The sequence below is a fragment of the Novosphingobium sp. genome, assembly GCF_965229225.1.
Taxonomy (GTDB): domain Bacteria; phylum Pseudomonadota; class Alphaproteobacteria; order Sphingomonadales; family Sphingomonadaceae; genus Novosphingobium.
Window position 1 is genome coordinate 1,175,978 of the sequence record NZ_OZ245867.1, and the last position, 14,821, is coordinate 1,190,798.

General features: G+C 65.2%; 19 protein-coding genes. 4 read left to right on the forward strand and 15 right to left on the reverse strand.

Annotated elements, in window-relative coordinates; translation table 11 throughout:
• Positions 1-18: 18 nt before the first annotated feature.
• From ACO06X_RS05205 to ACO06X_RS05255, 11 genes are all read right to left on the reverse strand, one after another.
• Positions 19-642, reverse strand: coding sequence for a hypothetical protein (locus tag ACO06X_RS05205; RefSeq protein WP_421838910.1), 624 nt, complete (start codon positions 640-642; stop codon positions 19-21).
• A gap of 71 nt (positions 643-713) precedes the next feature.
• Positions 714-1,997 (reverse strand): NADH-quinone oxidoreductase subunit NuoF, encoded by a 1,284-nt coding sequence (gene nuoF, locus ACO06X_RS05210; RefSeq protein WP_421838911.1) that lies wholly within the window; start codon positions 1,995-1,997, stop codon positions 714-716.
• On the reverse strand, positions 1,987-2,163 hold the full coding sequence (locus ACO06X_RS05215; protein WP_421838912.1) for a hypothetical protein: 177 nt from the start codon (positions 2,161-2,163) through the stop codon (positions 1,987-1,989). Before ACO06X_RS05215 ends, nuoF begins: the two co-directional genes overlap by 11 nt.
• Positions 2,163-2,831, reverse strand: a complete 669-nt coding sequence (locus tag ACO06X_RS05220) for a complex I 24 kDa subunit family protein (RefSeq protein ID WP_421838913.1) — start codon at positions 2,829-2,831, stop codon at positions 2,163-2,165. Before ACO06X_RS05220 ends, ACO06X_RS05215 begins: the two co-directional genes overlap by 1 nt.
• The gene (locus ACO06X_RS05225) at positions 2,831-3,172 is read right to left on the reverse strand and encodes a nuclear transport factor 2 family protein (RefSeq protein ID WP_421838914.1); all 342 of its coding nucleotides are present in this window, start codon (positions 3,170-3,172) and stop codon (positions 2,831-2,833) included. Before ACO06X_RS05225 ends, ACO06X_RS05220 begins: the two co-directional genes overlap by 1 nt.
• The gene (locus tag ACO06X_RS05230; RefSeq protein WP_421838915.1) at positions 3,172-3,399 is read right to left on the reverse strand and encodes a hypothetical protein; all 228 of its coding nucleotides are present in this window, start codon (positions 3,397-3,399) and stop codon (positions 3,172-3,174) included. Before ACO06X_RS05230 ends, ACO06X_RS05225 begins: the two co-directional genes overlap by 1 nt.
• Positions 3,396-4,607, reverse strand: coding sequence for an NADH-quinone oxidoreductase subunit D (locus ACO06X_RS05235; RefSeq protein WP_421838916.1), 1,212 nt, complete (start codon positions 4,605-4,607; stop codon positions 3,396-3,398). The genes ACO06X_RS05230 and ACO06X_RS05235 overlap by 4 nt, the downstream gene beginning before the upstream one ends.
• Positions 4,604-5,236: an NADH-quinone oxidoreductase subunit C gene (locus ACO06X_RS05240; protein ID WP_421838917.1), complete on the reverse strand. Its 633-nt coding sequence runs from the start codon at positions 5,234-5,236 to the stop codon at positions 4,604-4,606. The genes ACO06X_RS05235 and ACO06X_RS05240 overlap by 4 nt, the downstream gene beginning before the upstream one ends.
• Positions 5,237-5,249: 13 nt before the next feature.
• Positions 5,250-5,807: a NuoB/complex I 20 kDa subunit family protein gene (locus ACO06X_RS05245; protein WP_421838918.1), complete on the reverse strand. Its 558-nt coding sequence runs from the start codon at positions 5,805-5,807 to the stop codon at positions 5,250-5,252.
• The gene (locus ACO06X_RS05250) at positions 5,804-6,178 is read right to left on the reverse strand and encodes an NADH-quinone oxidoreductase subunit A (protein WP_421839856.1); all 375 of its coding nucleotides are present in this window, start codon (positions 6,176-6,178) and stop codon (positions 5,804-5,806) included. The genes ACO06X_RS05245 and ACO06X_RS05250 overlap by 4 nt, the downstream gene beginning before the upstream one ends.
• Positions 6,179-6,377: 199 nt before the next feature.
• Positions 6,378-7,127 carry a prepilin peptidase gene (locus ACO06X_RS05255; RefSeq protein ID WP_421838919.1) on the reverse strand — a complete coding sequence of 250 codons (750 nt, stop codon included), beginning with the start codon at positions 7,125-7,127 and terminating at the stop codon, positions 6,378-6,380.
• Between the two features lie 118 nt (positions 7,128-7,245).
• On the opposite strand from ACO06X_RS05255, the gene ACO06X_RS05260 reads away from it, so the two are divergent.
• Positions 7,246-8,454 carry an acetyl-CoA C-acyltransferase gene (locus ACO06X_RS05260; protein WP_421838920.1) on the forward strand — a complete coding sequence of 403 codons (1,209 nt, stop codon included), beginning with the start codon at positions 7,246-7,248 and terminating at the stop codon, positions 8,452-8,454.
• 101 nt (positions 8,455-8,555) lie between these two features.
• Here ACO06X_RS05260 and ACO06X_RS05265 read toward each other — a convergent pair whose 3' ends face one another.
• The gene (locus tag ACO06X_RS05265; protein WP_421838921.1) at positions 8,556-9,026 is read right to left on the reverse strand and encodes an SH3 domain-containing protein; all 471 of its coding nucleotides are present in this window, start codon (positions 9,024-9,026) and stop codon (positions 8,556-8,558) included.
• Positions 9,027-9,131: 105 nt separating this feature from the next.
• Between ACO06X_RS05265 and ACO06X_RS05270 the strand changes: the two genes are divergently transcribed.
• Genes ACO06X_RS05270 through ACO06X_RS05280 form a run of 3 tightly spaced genes read left to right on the forward strand, consistent with a single transcriptional unit; the run spans position 9,132 to position 11,943 of the window.
• Positions 9,132-10,175, forward strand: a complete 1,044-nt coding sequence (locus ACO06X_RS05270) for a 2-hydroxyacid dehydrogenase (RefSeq protein ID WP_421838922.1) — start codon at positions 9,132-9,134, stop codon at positions 10,173-10,175.
• 33 nt (positions 10,176-10,208) lie between these two features.
• A complete protein-coding gene (locus tag ACO06X_RS05275) occupies positions 10,209-11,516 on the forward strand; it encodes an ammonium transporter (protein ID WP_421838923.1) in 1,308 nt (435 codons plus the stop codon).
• Position 11,517: 1 nt separating this feature from the next.
• Entirely contained in the window at positions 11,518-11,943 is a 426-nt protein-coding gene (locus ACO06X_RS05280; protein WP_421838924.1) for an ester cyclase, read from the forward strand.
• 17 nt (positions 11,944-11,960) lie between these two features.
• Here ACO06X_RS05280 and ACO06X_RS05285 read toward each other — a convergent pair whose 3' ends face one another.
• Genes ACO06X_RS05285 through ACO06X_RS05295 form a run of 3 tightly spaced genes read right to left on the reverse strand, consistent with a single transcriptional unit; the run spans position 11,961 to position 14,811 of the window.
• Entirely contained in the window at positions 11,961-12,668 is a 708-nt protein-coding gene (locus ACO06X_RS05285) for a lipase family alpha/beta hydrolase (RefSeq protein ID WP_421838925.1), read from the reverse strand.
• Between the two features lie 4 nt (positions 12,669-12,672).
• The gene (locus ACO06X_RS05290; protein ID WP_298173047.1) at positions 12,673-14,082 is read right to left on the reverse strand and encodes an NAD(P)H-dependent flavin oxidoreductase; all 1,410 of its coding nucleotides are present in this window, start codon (positions 14,080-14,082) and stop codon (positions 12,673-12,675) included.
• A gap of 9 nt (positions 14,083-14,091) precedes the next feature.
• On the reverse strand, positions 14,092-14,811 hold the full coding sequence (locus ACO06X_RS05295) for a class I SAM-dependent methyltransferase (RefSeq protein WP_421838926.1): 720 nt from the start codon (positions 14,809-14,811) through the stop codon (positions 14,092-14,094).
• Between the last annotated feature and the right edge of the window lie 10 nt (positions 14,812-14,821).

Consider the following 14,821-nt stretch of genomic DNA (forward strand, 5'->3'; position numbering starts at 1 on the left):
AATTGAGCGGCCTGTTCATCACTTCTGACCCTGTTTCGAAAGCGGATCCGACACGCGGAGCCGATAAAGCACCTCGACCAAGGCGTTGCGCAAAATGTTCCTTGAGAAGGCCAAGGTCTGGCCCTTTGGAAGGCAAGCCGAGAGATTTGGAGCAAGCGCACCGAAAGCCGAGTTTTCCTGACCTGATCCGACCACGCTGACGGCAAGAGTGTGGACACCCAAAGGACTTGCCCGCACTACACAGTCAGAAAATTGACGCAAACCAATAGCTTGCAGGTCCTTTTCCTGAGTACTGTCCGAACCGGCCGTGTAATCTGGTGAGGCACGGTCAGCAACGCTGTCTACGGATTTGAACGCGAATTCCTGGCGATAGAGTGCTTGGTAAGCGGCGCCCCGAAACGCGCTTTCGCTGAATTGGAGGCTACCGTTGTCGATACAATCGCTCACAGACAACCGAGCCGCCCGCTTGTTTGCCTCCGCGCTACCCGGGAATGTTCCAAGGTAGAACATGACCCCACCGCGATTGCGCTTGAGCAAACAGATTGCATACGCCGCCATCGTCTTGCGCGCAGCCGCCTGACCTGCCTTTTCGCCAAGCTGTGCGGGCTCCGGGCGGACAAGGCTTCCCGTATCCTGCGCCATAGCTGCGCCGGCAAGGCCGCAAAGCATGCCTCCCCCGATCGGCAGTGAGGCAACAAGATGATGGGCAAGCCTCACTCCGCGGCCTCCCGCTGATTCTCCGCAATCCGGCGTTCGATCTCGGGCCGAAAGTGCTTGATCAGGCCCTGGATCGGCCAAGCCGCCGCGTCGCCGAGCGCGCAGATCGTGTGGCCTTCGACCTGCTTGGTCACCTGCTGCAGCATGTCGATTTCCTCGACCGCCGCATCGCCGGTGCGCAGGCGTTCCATCACGCGCCACATCCAGCCAGTGCCCTCACGGCACGGGGTGCATTGGCCGCAGCTCTCATGCTTGTAGAAGTACGAAAGGCGGGCAATCGCGCGGACGATATCGGTGGACTTGTCCATCACGATAACCGCCGCCGTGCCGAGGCCCGAACCGACGGCCTTCAGCCCGTCGAAATCCATCGGCGCGTCCCAGATTTCCGCTGCCGGCACCAGCGGCACCGAAGACCCGCCGGGGATCACCGCGAGCAGATTGTCGCGCCCGCCGCGAATGCCGCCGCAGTGCTTCTCGATCAGCTCGCTGAACGGGATGCTCATCGCTTCCTCAACCACGCAGGGCTTGTTCACGTGCCCGCTGATCTGGAAGAGCTTGGTGCCCTTGTTGTTGTCGCGCCCAAAGCTCGAAAACCATGCCGCCCCGCGCCGCAGGATCGTCGGCGCAACCGCGATGCTCTCGACATTGTTCACCGTGGTCGGGCAGCCATAGAGCCCAGCGCCTGCCGGGAATGGCGGCTTGAGCCGCGGCTGGCCCTTCTTGCCCTCGAGGCTCTCGATCATCGCGGTCTCTTCGCCGCAAATGTAGGCGCCCGCGCCGCGGTGGACGAAGACATCGAAGTCATAGCCCGAACCGCAGGCGTTCTTGCCGAGCAGCCCCGCCTCATAGGCTTCGGCAACCGCGGCAAACAGCGTCTCGGCCTCGCGAATGTACTCGCCGCGAATGTAGATATAGGCGGCCCGCGCGCGCATCGCATAGCCCGCTACCAGCGCACCTTCGATCAGCTTGTGCGGAGCGTGGCGGATGATCTCGCGGTCCTTGCACGAACCGGGTTCGGATTCGTCGGCATTGATGACGAGGAAGCTCGGACGGCCGTCCTTGCTCTCCTTGGGCATGAACGACCACTTCATACCGGTCGGGAAGCCCGCACCACCGCGACCGCGCAGGCCCGAATCCTTGATTTCCTGAATGATCGCGTCCTGCCCACGCTCCATCAGGGCCTTGGTGTTGTCCCAGTCCCCGCGCGCCTGCGCCGCCTTCAGGTTCCACGGCTGGTAGCCATAGAGATTGGTGAAAATGCGGTCCTTGTCAGCGAGCATTGTCCGCTCCGTTGTTCTTCGGCGCATCGCCGCGCGTCGCGAAGGCGATCATCACTGCGGCAATCGCAATCGCCCAACCGCCCAGCGAACCATCGCGCGCCAGATCGAGCATTCCCAGTCCCATCAGCACCGCACCCACGGCAATCAGGATCTGCTTGAGGGCCATCACCATTCCCCCCGGTAATCGTGGTTCGCACCGACCATGGCGGTGAGCGTCGTCGGCCCGCCGATGGGCTCAACCGTGTGTCGGCCCGGCGCCTGCGTGCCCGTCTTGGGCTGCTTGCCCGCCGCGAGCTCATCGAGGATGCGCGTCATGTCCGCCGCGGTAAGGTCTTCGTAGTTGTCGTCGTTGATCTGGACCATCGGCGCGGAGGCGCAGTTGCCCATGCATTCCACTTCGGTCAGCGTGAACACGCCGTCGTCCGTCGTGTGGCCCTTCTTGAGCCCCTTCGCCTTGCACGCCGCCATGATGTCGTCCGAGCCGCGCAGCATGCACGGCGTCGTCCCGCAGACCTGCACGTGGAACCGGCCGATGGGGGCAATGTTGTACATCGTGTAGAACGTCGCGACTTCGACCACGCGGATGATCGGCATGTCGAGCTCTTTGGCCACGTATTCCATCACCGGAATCGGCAACCAGCCTTGCGTATTCTCTTCGGCGCCAACCTGGCGCTGCGCGAGATCGAGCAGCGGCATCACCGCCGAGCGCTGCCGCCCAGCCGGATAGCGCGCGATGATTTCCTTGGCCTTTTCAGCGTTTTCCGCCGTCCAGGCAAAGCTGCCCCAACGCGCCCTGAGCTCGGGGGTATCGGGTTCGATATGACGGTCAGCCATCAGCGAATGAACTCCACGCGGGCGCACTTGTCGCCCTCGAAACTGTAGATCGTGAGCACCTCGAACGGCTCCGCCGCCGCCGAACGCCGCACCAGTTCATGCAGCACGACGTATTCGCCCAGCTCGTAGGCCTTGACGATCTCGGCGCGGTTCTCGGGGAACTCTGCGAACATCTTCCTGAGACCTTCGCGCGTGCCTTCCTTGCCTTCGCGCACCACCGTGCCGCGATAGCCCGCCTCGCAGGCATCGTCGGTCATGTAGGACACGTAAAGGTCCGCATCTTGCGCGTTGTAGGCCTCGATCATGGCCGTTGCGGTGGCGAGCTTGCTGTAGCCGGCCATTATGAATTTTCCTCATTACGGCGCGATATGGCAACGAACTGCGAGACGCCAATCCATGCTGGAATAGCTGCAACAGCGAGCATTACAGCATAAGCCACCGGCGCGGGTATGAGAGTAAAGAACAATGCAATAAAGAGGACGTATTGGCTCCCGAACGGCAGCCAAGCAGCTAACAAAAGCAGTAAAACGCCAGCGATTGCTCGCATCCAAATTTCGGACGCCTTCACCGGTCGCACTCCCCGAACACCACGTCGATCGCGCCCAGAATGGCGGTCGCATCGGGCAGCATGTGGCCCTTCGACATGAAGTCCATTGCCTGCAGATGGCTGAACGCGGTCGGGCGGATCTTGCAGCGATAGGGCTTGTTGGTCCCGTCGCTCACCAGATAGACGCCGAACTCGCCCTTGGGGCTTTCGGTCGCGACATAGACTTCGCCCGCCGGCACGTGGAAGCCTTCGGTGTAGAGCTTGAAGTGATGGATCAGCGCCTCCATCGATTGCTTCATCTCGCCGCGCTTGGGCGGCACGACCTTGCGGTCGCTGCTCGAAACCGGGCCTTCGGGCATTTCGGCCAGGCACTGCTTCATGATGCGCGCAGACTGGCGCACTTCTTCCACGCGGACCATGAACCGGTCGTAGCAATCCGAGCGCGTGCCCACCGGAATCTCGAAATCCATGCGGTCATAGACGTCGTAGGGCTGGCTCTTGCGCAGGTCCCACGGAATGCCCGCAGCGCGGATCATCGGGCCAGAGAAGCCCCAGGCAATCGCGTCTTCGCGGCTCACCACCGCGATATCGACGTTGCGCTGCTTGAAGATGCGGTTGTCGACGACGAGGCTCATCGCGTCTTCGAAGATCTGCGGCAACCGCGTATCCAGCCAATCGGCAATGTCGGTCAGCAGCTTGAGCGGCACATCCTGATGCACGCCGCCGGGGCGGAACCACGCCGCATGCATGCGCGCGCCCGATGCGCGTTCGAAGAAGTTGAGGCAATCCTCGCGGATCTCGAACAGCCACAGGTTCGGCGTCATCGCGCCGACGTCCATGACGTGGCTGCCGAGGTTCAGCATGTGGTTGCAGATGCGCGTCAGCTCGGCGAACAAGACGCGCAGATACTGGGCGCGCAGCGGCACTTCGATGTTGAGCAGCTTTTCTACCGCGAGCACATACGTGTGCTCCATCGCCAGCGGCGAGCAGTAGTCCAGCCGGTCGAAGTAGGGCAGCGCCTGAAGGTAAGTCTTGTGCTCGATCAGCTTTTCGGTGCCGCGGTGGAGCAGGCCGACATGCGGATCGATCCGCTCGATGATCTCGCCGTCCAGCTCCATCACCATGCGCAGCACGCCGTGGGCCGCCGGGTGCTGCGGGCCGAAGTTGATCGTGTAATTGCTGATGACCTCGTCGCCGGTGGTGGGCGACTGTTCCAGTTGCAGGCTCATGGCTTTGCCCCCTCACCGGCCTTTTCATCGCCCGGCAGCACATAGTCGGCGCCTTCCCACGGGCTCATGAAATCGAACTGCCGCAGGTCCTGCGCGAGTTCGACCTTCTCGTAGACCACGCGTTTGTCTTCTTCCGAATAACGCAGCTCGACATAGCCGGTCAGCGGGAAGTCCTTGCGGAACGGGTGGCCCTGGAAGCCGTAGTCGGTGAGAATGCGGCGCAGGTCCGGGTGCCCGGCGAAGAGCACGCCGTACATGTCGTAGACTTCGCGCTCATACCAGCCTGCGTTGGGCCAGAGCACCGTCGCGGTCGGCACCGGGGTCGCCTCGTCGGTGGAAACCTTGACGATCAGGCGGTGGTTCTTCGTCAGCGAAAGCAGGCAATAGACCACCTCGAACCGCTCGGCATGCGAGGGGTAGTCCACCCCGGCAATGTCCATCAGCTGCTGGTAGTGGTGCTCATCGCGAAGGGCCCGCAGCACGTCGATGATCCGCTCGCGCACGACATGGATCACGATCTCGCCATGCTGCTCGCGCGCGGAGATGACATCTGCGCCAAGCGCGCCGCTCAGCGTTTCGAGCACGCCGTCGAACGGCGCGTAGCGGGGGGCGGAATGAAGCACGGTCATTTCGGCAATCCCCTCAACGCTCGATCGTACCGGCGCGGCGGATTTTCCGCTGCAGCTGCATCACGCCATACAGCAGCGCCTCGGCGGTCGGCGGGCAGCCCGGCACGTAGATATCGACGGGCACGATCCGATCGCACCCGCGCACCACCGAATAGCTGTAGTGATAATAGCCGCCGCCATTGGCGCAGCTGCCCATCGAGATGACGTATTTGGGGTCCGACATCTGGTCGTAGACCTTGCGCAGCGCCGGGGCCATCTTGTTGCACAGCGTGCCGGCCACGATCATCACGTCCGACTGGCGCGGAGAGGCGCGCGGGGCCACGCCGAAGCGCTCCATGTCGTAACGGGGCATGTTCACGTGGATCATCTCGACCGCGCAGCAGGCAAGCCCGAAGGTCATCCACCACAGCGAGCCGGTGCGCGCCCACTGGAAAAGTTCCTCGGTCGAGGTGACGAGGAAGCCCTTGTCCGAAACTTCGGCATTCAGGCTGTCAAAGAAGGCGGCATCGGGCGCGGACGGAAGGTCTGCAGCCGTTGCCGGGATGATCGATGAGGACGTCATGTTGCTCATTCCCAATCCAGCGCGCCCTTCTTCCAGGCATAGATGAAGCCGATGATCAGCTCGAACAGGAACACTATCATCGTGCCCCAGCCGGCCCAGCCGCTTTCCTTGAGGCTCACCGCCCAGGGAAACAGGAACGCCGCTTCAAGGTCGAAGATGATGAACAGGATCGCCACGAGGTAGAAGCGCACATCGAACTGGCTGCGCGGATCCTCGAACGCGGGAAAGCCGCATTCATACTCGCTGAGCTTCTCGGCATTGGGGTTGTGAGCCCCGGTCAGCCGCGAAACGCCCATCGGCAGGAACACGAACACGCAGGAAAGCGCGAGTGCGATGCCGAGGAAAATGAGGATCGGCAGATATTGCGCGAGGTAAGGCAGTTGCTCGGCCAAAGGATTGACTCGCCTGTTTCTATGTCGCCCCGCGCCCTAGTCCCGGGCGTGGCCTTGTGCAAGTGCGGCATCGCCCGATGAGGCTCAAAATCCAAGCTTTTGTCTGTGGATGACCCTGCTTCACGCCGTTTTCTGCGCCCGATGGCACTGCATACGAATGATCAGGAAGTGATACCGATTTGCAATATCACATCCCCTGCCACAAGAACACCGGCCACGCCGCCAGCGCCAGCAGGGTGCCGAGCGGCAGCATCGTATCGCGCGTGATGCGCTGCCCTGCGGCGCGTAGCACGGCGGCAACCGCCAGTCCGCCAAGGCTCGCCACCAACAGCGTGTGGATTACCCCCAGCGGCCCCAGCCAGAGCCCGATTGCGCCCAGCAGCGGCGGGTCGCCGCCCCCCAGCCCCTCCTGTCCGCGCCAGGCGAGATAGCCCTGCCCTAGCAGCCACAGCACCGCGAAGCCGAAGACTCCGCCCACCATGGACTGGACAACGGCCATCACATCCTCGGACCAATAGCCCATAACCAGTGCGAACAGCGCGCCGCTGGCCCCCAGTAGCGCCGAAAGCTGGCGCGGCAGCCACATATGACGCAGGTCCAGCATCGCGAGCAGCAGCAGCTGCCAGCCGAGCACCATCGCCCAGATCGGAAAGGTGCTCAGCATCACGGCCATCGCGCCGATTGCCGCCCCGCCCAGCTCCGCCGCAAGCTGCCAGCGATCGATCGCAGAGCCGCACTCGCGGCACTTGCCGCCCTGGATCACCCACGACAGGATCGGCACGAGCTCGAACGGCTCCAGTTCCTTGTCGCAGGTATCGCAGGTCGAACGCGCCATGACCAGCGGCCGCCCATCCGGCATCCGGATGAGGACCACGCCCAGAAAGCTGCCGATCGCCGCGCCCAGCACCATCGCGCCAAGAATGAACACGATCAGCATGCAGCCCGCCCTCGCATAGCTTTTGCGCCCCTTCGCGAATTGAAATCGTCTCGCCCGGGGTCTACATCAACCGTAACCCCGGGGCCTGGCGCGGTCCCTTAGCACAGGAATGGTTTCCATGGTCCAACTCTCCCCCGCGTTCTCGAGCGCCGATCCCGTCGTCATTCTGTCCTTCGCGCGCACCCCGATGGGCGCGATGCAGGGATCGCTGGCCGATGTCCCCGCCACCCAGCTCGGCGCCACGGCGGTCAAGGCTGCGGTCGAGCGTGCCGGAATCTCGGGCGACAAGGTTGAGCGGCTCTACATGGGCTGCGTGCTCCCCGCCGGCCTCGGCCAGGCCCCCGCGCGTCAGGCCGCGATCCACGCCGGGCTCCCCACTTCGGTGCAGGCGACCACGGTCAACAAAGTCTGCGGTTCGGGCATGCAGGCGCTGATCATGGGGGCGGAAGCGCTGGCTTCGGGTTCCATCGACATGGTCGTCGCGGGCGGCATGGAAAGCATGACGAACGCGCCCTACCTCCTCAAGAAGCACCGCTCGGGCGCGCGCATCGGCCATGATACGGCTTATGACCACATGTTCCTCGATGGCCTTGAAGACGCCTACGAGCCCGGCCGCGCCATGGGCACCTTCGCGCAGGACACCGCCAACGAATACCAGCTCACCCGCGAACAGCAGGATGCCTACGCCATCGAATCGCTGCGCCGCGCGCAGACCGCGATTGCCGAAGGTGCCTTTGTCGCCGAGATCGCGCCGGTCACGGTCAAGTCGCGCAGCGGCGAAACCGTGGTCGATACCGACGAGGCCCCCGGCAAGGGCAAGCCGGACAAGATCCCCGCTCTGAAGCCCGCCTTCGCCAAGGATGGCACGATCACCGCCGCCACGTCCTCCTCGATCTCGGACGGCGCTGCCGCGCTGGTGCTGACGCGTGAAAGCGTTGCCGCCGCCGATGGCCTCACCCCCATCGCCCGCGTCGTGGCGATGGCCGCGCACGCCCAGGCGCCCAAGGACTTCACCACCGCCCCAGTCGGCGCGATCACCAAGCTGCTCGACAAGGCCGGCTGGAGCGTCGCGGATGTCGATCTGTTCGAAGTGAACGAGGCGTTCGCCTGCGTTGCGATGTTCGCGATGCACGATCTCGGTATCAGCCACGAGAAGATCAACGTCCACGGCGGCGCCACCGCGCTCGGCCACCCCATCGGCGCTTCGGGCGCACGCATCGTCACCACGCTGATCGGTGCGCTCCAGCGCCACGGCAAGAAGCGCGGTGTCGCCAGCCTCTGCATCGGCGGCGGCGAAGCGACCGCAGTCGCGATCGAGCTGGTCTAAGCGGGAATCCTTAGGGGGCCTGCCTTGGCGGGTCCCCTTACTCGGCGCCCCCCCCCTACTCGGCGCCCCCCCTACTCGGCGCCCCCCTACTCGGCGCCCCCCTACTCGGCACCCCAAGCCGCGGCCTTGGCCACGTAGCCGCGCCGGCCATCGATATCGAACTTGCACCAGACCGGCCCGCAATCGCCGAGCTTGCCCGTAACGCCGGGCTCCACGCGCCACAGCAGTCGGCCGCTTCCATCCGAGTTCTCGCGGATTTCCGCCACCGTGCCTTTCACCGTCGCGGTGCGCGTGCGGGTCAGGAACTGGGCCAGCATCCAGCCCCGCGCACCGTCGATATCCTCGACCAGCCGCCAGCCGCCGATCGCGCGCAGCACCTTCATCGGCAGCCCTGCGCGCACATAGACCCAGCTGATGCGATACTCGCGCCCCGGCCCCACGCGCAGGTTGGCCGGCTGGCCGCGCAGCGAGACCCAGTAGGGGCCGTTCTCGTCGTCCGCCGCGCGCGCCGGTGTTCCCATCAGCATGCCGAGCAGGACAATGATCGCAATTCGCCTTCCAGACCGGGGCACGCTCAACCTTCCTTCATCTTCGCCGCCCGCGCTGCGATACAGCATTCGCGCGTCCGGGCAACCGGGTGCTTGACCGCAGGGCGCGAGGCGGCATAGCGATACGCCATGCCCGCAGCCCACACGCCCTCTGTTTCCCCAGGCGCCGACTATCGGCCCACCCGCCGGATCGAAGGCCGCCCCCGCGTCTTCGTGACCCGCCGCCTGCTGCCTGAAACGGAAGCGCGCATGGCAGAGCTGTTCGACGTCACGCTCAACCCCGATGATCGGGCGCTGTCGCAGGACGAGATCCGCGCCGCGATGCAGGAAGCCCACGTCCTCGTCCCCACTGTCACCGACCGGATCGACGCGGACCTCATTGCCTCCGCCGGTCCGCAGCTCGGCCTCATCGCCAGCTTCGGCGCAGGCACGGACCATATCGACCTCGCAGCGGCGCGTGCCCGCAAGATTCTCGTCACCAATACCCCCGGCGTGTTCACCGATGATACGGCGGACATGACGATGTCGTTGATCATCGCCGTCTCGCGGCGCCTTGCCGAAGGTGGCCGCGTGATCCGATCGGGTGACTGGGCCGGATGGGCACCCTCCACCCTTCTCGGCCACCGCATCAGCGGCAAGCGGCTCGGCATCATCGGCATGGGCCGCATCGGCCAGGCCGTCGCCCACCGCGCCCGCGCCTTCGGGCTCGAAATCGTCTACCACAACCGCCAGCGCCTGCCCGAAGCGTTCGAACGCATGGTCGGCGCGCGGTATGAGGCCGATGTCGATACGCTGGTGCGCGAGGCGGATATCGTCACCCTCCACTGCCCCTCGACCCCCGAAACGCACATGCTGATGGACGCGCGCCGCATCGCGCTGATGAAGCCCGAGGCCTATCTCGTGAACACCGCGCGCGGCGATGTGGTAGACGAGAACGCATTGATCGAGGCATTGCAGTCCGGCCGCATCGGCGGCGCCGGGCTCGATGTCTTCGCGCACGAGCCGAAGATCGATCCGCGCCTGCTCGCGCTTGGCAACGTCTCGCTCCTCCCGCACATGGGCAGCGCCACATTCGAAGGGCGCACCGCTTCGGGCGACAAGGTTGTTGCCAACATCCGTTTCTGGGCCGATGGGCATCGTCCGCCCGATCAGGTCCTCGAAGGCTGGGCATAAGAACAAAGCGAATCGCGTGGGGGAGTGTTCGGAATGAAGAAGTTCTTCGCGGTGGCCCTTGCCGCCTGCGCCCTTGCGCTGCCCGCGCTGGGCCACGCCCAGGCCGCTGATGCCGTGGATGCAGCAGATAGCGGCGATACCGCTTCGCTCCTCGCCTCCTCCGCGCTTGTCCTCCTGATGACGCTGCCGGGCCTCACGCTTTTCTATGGCGGGCTGGTGCGTGCCAAAGGCTTCCTCGCGGTTGCCATCCAGATCGGTGCGATTGCCGCGATCACCTCGCTGCTGTGGATCGTGGTGGGCTATACGCTGGCCTTCGGTCCGGTTTCGATCGGCTGGCTAGGCGGCGGCTCGGCGTGGATGCTCGGCCAGCTCGGCAATGTGCGCGAAGGCACGCTCGTCCCCGAAAGCGCCTACGTGCTGTTCCAGATGATGTTCGCGGCGATCACGCCCGCGCTGATGGTCGGCGCATGGGTCGATCGCGCCCGCTTCGGCTGGGTCGTCGCGTTCACGGCGCTCTGGAGCCTGATCGTCTACGCCCCTGTCGCGCACTGGATCTGGGGCGGCGGCTGGCTGGCGAGCCGCCTTGGCACGATGGATTTTGCCGGCGGCATCGTCGTCCACACCACCGCGGGCGTTTCCGCGCTGGTCGCTGCGCTGCTGATCGGCAAGCGCAGCGGCTTCCCGCGCACGCAGATGCTGCCGCATTCCCCCGCACTCACAATGATCGGCGCGGCCATGCTCTGGGTCGGCTGGTTCGGCTTCAACGGCGGCTCCTCGCTCGCCGCGACGGATGATGCCGCCTCGGCGATCATCAACACCCATGCCGCCGCCTGCGCCGCTGCACTCGCCTGGCTCGCCATCGAAAAGGTCAGCATCGGCAAGCCCACGTCGGTGGGCTTTGCCACCGGCGCGGTTGCGGGCCTGGCGACCGTGACGCCCGCAGCCGGCTTCATCGCGCCGGGCGCCGCAATCCTCTTCGGCCTTGCTGCCGCCGCCGTCTGCTACCCGATGATCCTGCTGGTCAAGCGCCGGATCGAGATCGACGATTCGCTCGATGTCTTCGCCGTCCACGGCATGGGCGGCATCGTCGGCTCGCTGCTGCTCGCGATTTTCCTCGAGCCATCGCTCGGCGGCACCGGGTATGCGGAGGGCATGGGCCTGTTCCGCCAGCTCTTTGCACAAGCCGCAGGCGTCGCCGCTGTCGCCGCATGGAGCGCGCTGGGCACCGTGATCTGCGCTCTCGCAGTCGCCATGGTGATCCCGATGCGCGTGACCGAGGACGAGGAACGCGAGGGCCTCGACCTCACAAGCCACGGCGAGCGCGCCTGGGAGTTTGAATAAGGTGAGCGTACGCAAGGCTCGCCTCGCTGCCTTCATCGAGTCCGTCTGGAACCGGGGTGAGGCAGAGGCAGTGACCGGCTACCTTGCCCCCGCCTACACCGTCTACCACGATCCCGGCGATCCGTGGGAAGGCCGCACGCTGGATCCCGCCGCGTTTACCGAGCGCCTGATCCAGTCACGAGCGCCCTTCCCCGATCAGCGTTTCACCGCGCTGCGCATGGCCGAAGACGAGGACGCCGTGATCATGACATGGACGTGGGAGGCCACTCATCTCGGCGATTTCCCCGGTTTCCCGGCCACCGGCCGCACGATCCGCATGTCTGGCGCGACTTCATACAGCTTCGACGCCGAGGACCGCCTCACCGGCCACTGGCAGATCGCCGACCGCCTCGGCGTGTTCCAGCAGTTGCAGGCCAACCGGGGCTGAAAACAGAGACCTCGCCCCTACCCCAGCTCCTCGCGCAGCAAACCCAGCACGGCCTGCACCGCCCCGCGCGCGCTTGCCATCTCGAAGTGCTTGAAGGGCACTTCGACCACCCGGTCCGCCTGCCCCGCCTCGCCCGCCGCGCTGCGCGGCGCAACGATGCCGTCGCGCCTTGACCATACCGCGATCGTGCGCACCGGCGGCTTCTCGCCCGGGTCCTCGGCAAAGGGCACCGCATCCACCGTGTGATCATTGAGCGCTTCATAGACGCGCCAGGCGTTGTTCGCCCGCCGGTCACCCGAAAAGGGCGAACCCAAAGTCATCACCAGACGGCAGGCATCCGGATGGCGCTGCGCCAGCACGCGCGCAAACATGCCGCCAAGGCTCCAGCCGATCAGCACGACCGGTTCGCCCGATTGCTCGGCCAGTTTGCAAATCCGCTCCTCCAGCCGCGCGATCTTTTCCGGCTGCGCACCGGTGTTGAGCCCCTGCTCCCAGCCTTCGACAACAAACCCCGCCTTGCTGAGCGAATTGCGCAGCAGGGCGGTCGAACGGTCATTCGAAAGCAGCCCCGGGATCACGATGACCGGTCGCCCTCGCCCGAACGGCGGCACCACGACCGGGCGGCGCAAGGGCGCGGCCTGAATCTGCGGCAAGGCCAGGAATTCCAGTGCCCAGCGCCAGCGCGGCGGGGCTTTAGCCCCTGCGGGATCGGACTCTGCTGCCAAGCCCTCAGTCCCCCGTCAGGATGCGGTCCACCAGTTGCTTCACAGTGGGCGTGAAGTTGTTGGAATAGAACGGGTCCTGCTTGAACCGGTACGCCGCGTGGCCGGCAAACATCAGGTTCTCGTCGATCGGCCCGCCATGCGCGATGTCCTGCAAGGTCTTCTGGATGCAGAAGCTGCGCGGATCGGCGAGGCGGCCGGTGGTGTAGTCGTCGTGGTCCTTCCACGATGAGAACCCGCAGTGCGAAAGGCAGCCCATGCAGTCCTTCTGGTCCTGCTGGATGGTCTCGCGCTCCGCCGTCGTCACGAAGATCACGGTGTCATCGGGCGTGCGCAGCGCATGGGTGAAGCCTGCGCCGAACCACGTGCGCGCACGGTCGCGGTCTGCCGGTGTCACCCAGAAGTTCTTGCCCTTCACGCCCACGTCGAGCTGCACGGTGTGCTCGCCCGCCGAAACCTTGGAATAAGGGATCTGTCGTTCGCTGCGGGCTTCGAGCGCGCGCAGGAACGGGTTGCGCACGGCGGAGGAATAGAACCCCGTCGGCGAAAAGCGATGGAGCAGCACGTCGCCCGGCTCCAGCGTGCGCAGATGTTCCTTCCACGCCTTGGGGATAGGGCTTTCCTCTGTCAGCAGCGGCCGGGTGCCGAATTGGAACGCGATAGAGCCGAGTTCGGGATTGTCGATCCAGTTGTCCCACTCGCGCAGGAACCACACGCCGCCTGCCATCACGATCGGCACGCTGTCCGGCACGCCTTCGGTGCGCATCACATCGCGCAGCATTTTCACGCGGGGGTACGGGTCCTCGGGCTTCTTGGGGTCCTCGGCGTTGGAGAGGCCATTGTGCCCGCCCGCCAGCCACGGATCTTCATAGACCACCGCGCCCAGCCATTCCGGAACCTTGTGGTAGGCCCGCTTCCACAGCGCCCGAAACGCGCGGCCCGAAGAAACAATGGGAAGATAATATACCTGATGCCGCGCCGCGATTTCCGAAAGCTTGTAAGGCATCCCTGCGCCGCAGGTGACCCCAGCAATCAGCCCGCGCGTCCGTGATAGCACGCCTTCGAGGATCGGCTGCGCGCCGCCCATTTCCCACAGCACGTTGATATTGATCGCGCCGTTTCCGCCCGCCAGGTCATAGGCCCGGCGGACCTGCTCCACCGCCCCGTCGATGCCATAGCGGATCAGCTGCTCGTGGCGTTCCTTGCGGGTCAGCTGCTCGTAGACCTGCGGAATGATCTTGCCGGTCGCGTCATAGCTGTCGGCATTTACAGCGCTGACCGTGCCGATGCCCCCTGCTGCTGCCCACGCGCCCGAACTCGCGTGGTTGGTTGCCGCAACACCCTTGCCGCCCTCGATCAGAGGCCACACTTCGCGGCCGCCATACAGGATCGGCTTCAAACCCTTGAACGCAGACATCGTCTTCCCTTAGAGACCCCCAACCTTGCCACCAGAGCCATTGGCACCGGCATGGCACGATTGCATCTTGCTCGGCTCAGGCGGCCCGCTGCCCGCGGGTACGAACTGAGCATAATAGCCTGATACATCCGGCTTACGGCGAAACGCGGTCAAGCGAAAGCCCGCTGTCTCGAATTCGCAAAAAAGCAAGGCGGGCGGCGTTCCGTGCCGGTCGGTCGGGCGATCGGCATCGACCACGATGACCGAGCCGCCGGGCTTCAGCGACGGCCACAGCCGCCAGAGGAACGGATAGGGCTCCGCGATCTCGTGGTACATGTGGATCATGAACACGCGGTCGAAGCTGTGCGCCGGCAAGCGCGGATCATCAGGCGCGCCCCGCAGAATCGAGACCGATGTGAGCTGCTCGCGCTCGATCCGCGCACCCAGCCGGCCAAGCGCGCCCTCATCGATGTCCTGCGCCAGCACCCGCCCCCTGGGGCCCACCCGTGCGGCGAGGCGCACCGTGTAATACCCCTCACCCGCGCCGATATCGGCAACGGTCATGCCCGAGGCCACTTCAGCCTCGTCCATCACGCTTGTCGCTTCGCCCTGCTTGTCGCGCGCTTCCTCGGGCGCCCACTGGGTCGAGACGACTTTCGCAACCGGACGGTCGGCACTGGGAAAGGCGCGATTGCGCGGCGCGCGATCAGTATCGCCGGCATCTGCCGCGCGGCAGGCCGTCAGCGCCATCAGCCCGGCC

What these genes read in the sequence shown, in the direction of transcription:
- ACO06X_RS05205 (WP_421838910.1), bottom strand. Translation starts at nt 642, where the DNA reads ATGGCGCAGGATACGGGAAGCCTTGTCCGCCCGGAGCCCGCACAGCTT.
- nuoF (WP_421838911.1), bottom strand. Translation starts at nt 1,997, where the DNA reads ATGCTCGCTGACAAGGACCGCATTTTCACCAATCTCTATGGCTACCAG.
- ACO06X_RS05215 (WP_421838912.1), bottom strand. Translation starts at nt 2,163, where the DNA reads ATGGCCCTCAAGCAGATCCTGATTGCCGTGGGTGCGGTGCTGATGGGA.
- ACO06X_RS05220 (WP_421838913.1), bottom strand. Translation starts at nt 2,831, where the DNA reads ATGGCTGACCGTCATATCGAACCCGATACCCCCGAGCTCAGGGCGCGT.
- ACO06X_RS05225 (WP_421838914.1), bottom strand. Translation starts at nt 3,172, where the DNA reads ATGGCCGGCTACAGCAAGCTCGCCACCGCAACGGCCATGATCGAGGCC.
- ACO06X_RS05235 (WP_421838916.1), bottom strand. Translation starts at nt 4,607, where the DNA reads ATGAGCCTGCAACTGGAACAGTCGCCCACCACCGGCGACGAGGTCATC.
- ACO06X_RS05240 (WP_421838917.1), bottom strand. Translation starts at nt 5,236, where the DNA reads ATGACCGTGCTTCATTCCGCCCCCCGCTACGCGCCGTTCGACGGCGTG.
- ACO06X_RS05245 (WP_421838918.1), bottom strand. Translation starts at nt 5,807, where the DNA reads ATGAGCAACATGACGTCCTCATCGATCATCCCGGCAACGGCTGCAGAC.
- ACO06X_RS05255 (WP_421838919.1), bottom strand. Translation starts at nt 7,127, where the DNA reads ATGCTGATCGTGTTCATTCTTGGCGCGATGGTGCTGGGCGCGGCGATC.
- ACO06X_RS05260 (WP_421838920.1), top strand. Translation starts at nt 7,246, where the DNA reads ATGGTCCAACTCTCCCCCGCGTTCTCGAGCGCCGATCCCGTCGTCATT.
- ACO06X_RS05270 (WP_421838922.1), top strand. Translation starts at nt 9,132, where the DNA reads ATGCCCGCAGCCCACACGCCCTCTGTTTCCCCAGGCGCCGACTATCGG.
- ACO06X_RS05275 (WP_421838923.1), top strand. Translation starts at nt 10,209, where the DNA reads ATGAAGAAGTTCTTCGCGGTGGCCCTTGCCGCCTGCGCCCTTGCGCTG.
- ACO06X_RS05290 (WP_298173047.1), bottom strand. Translation starts at nt 14,082, where the DNA reads ATGTCTGCGTTCAAGGGTTTGAAGCCGATCCTGTATGGCGGCCGCGAA.
- ACO06X_RS05295 (WP_421838926.1), bottom strand. Translation starts at nt 14,811, where the DNA reads ATGGCGCTGACGGCCTGCCGCGCGGCAGATGCCGGCGATACTGATCGC.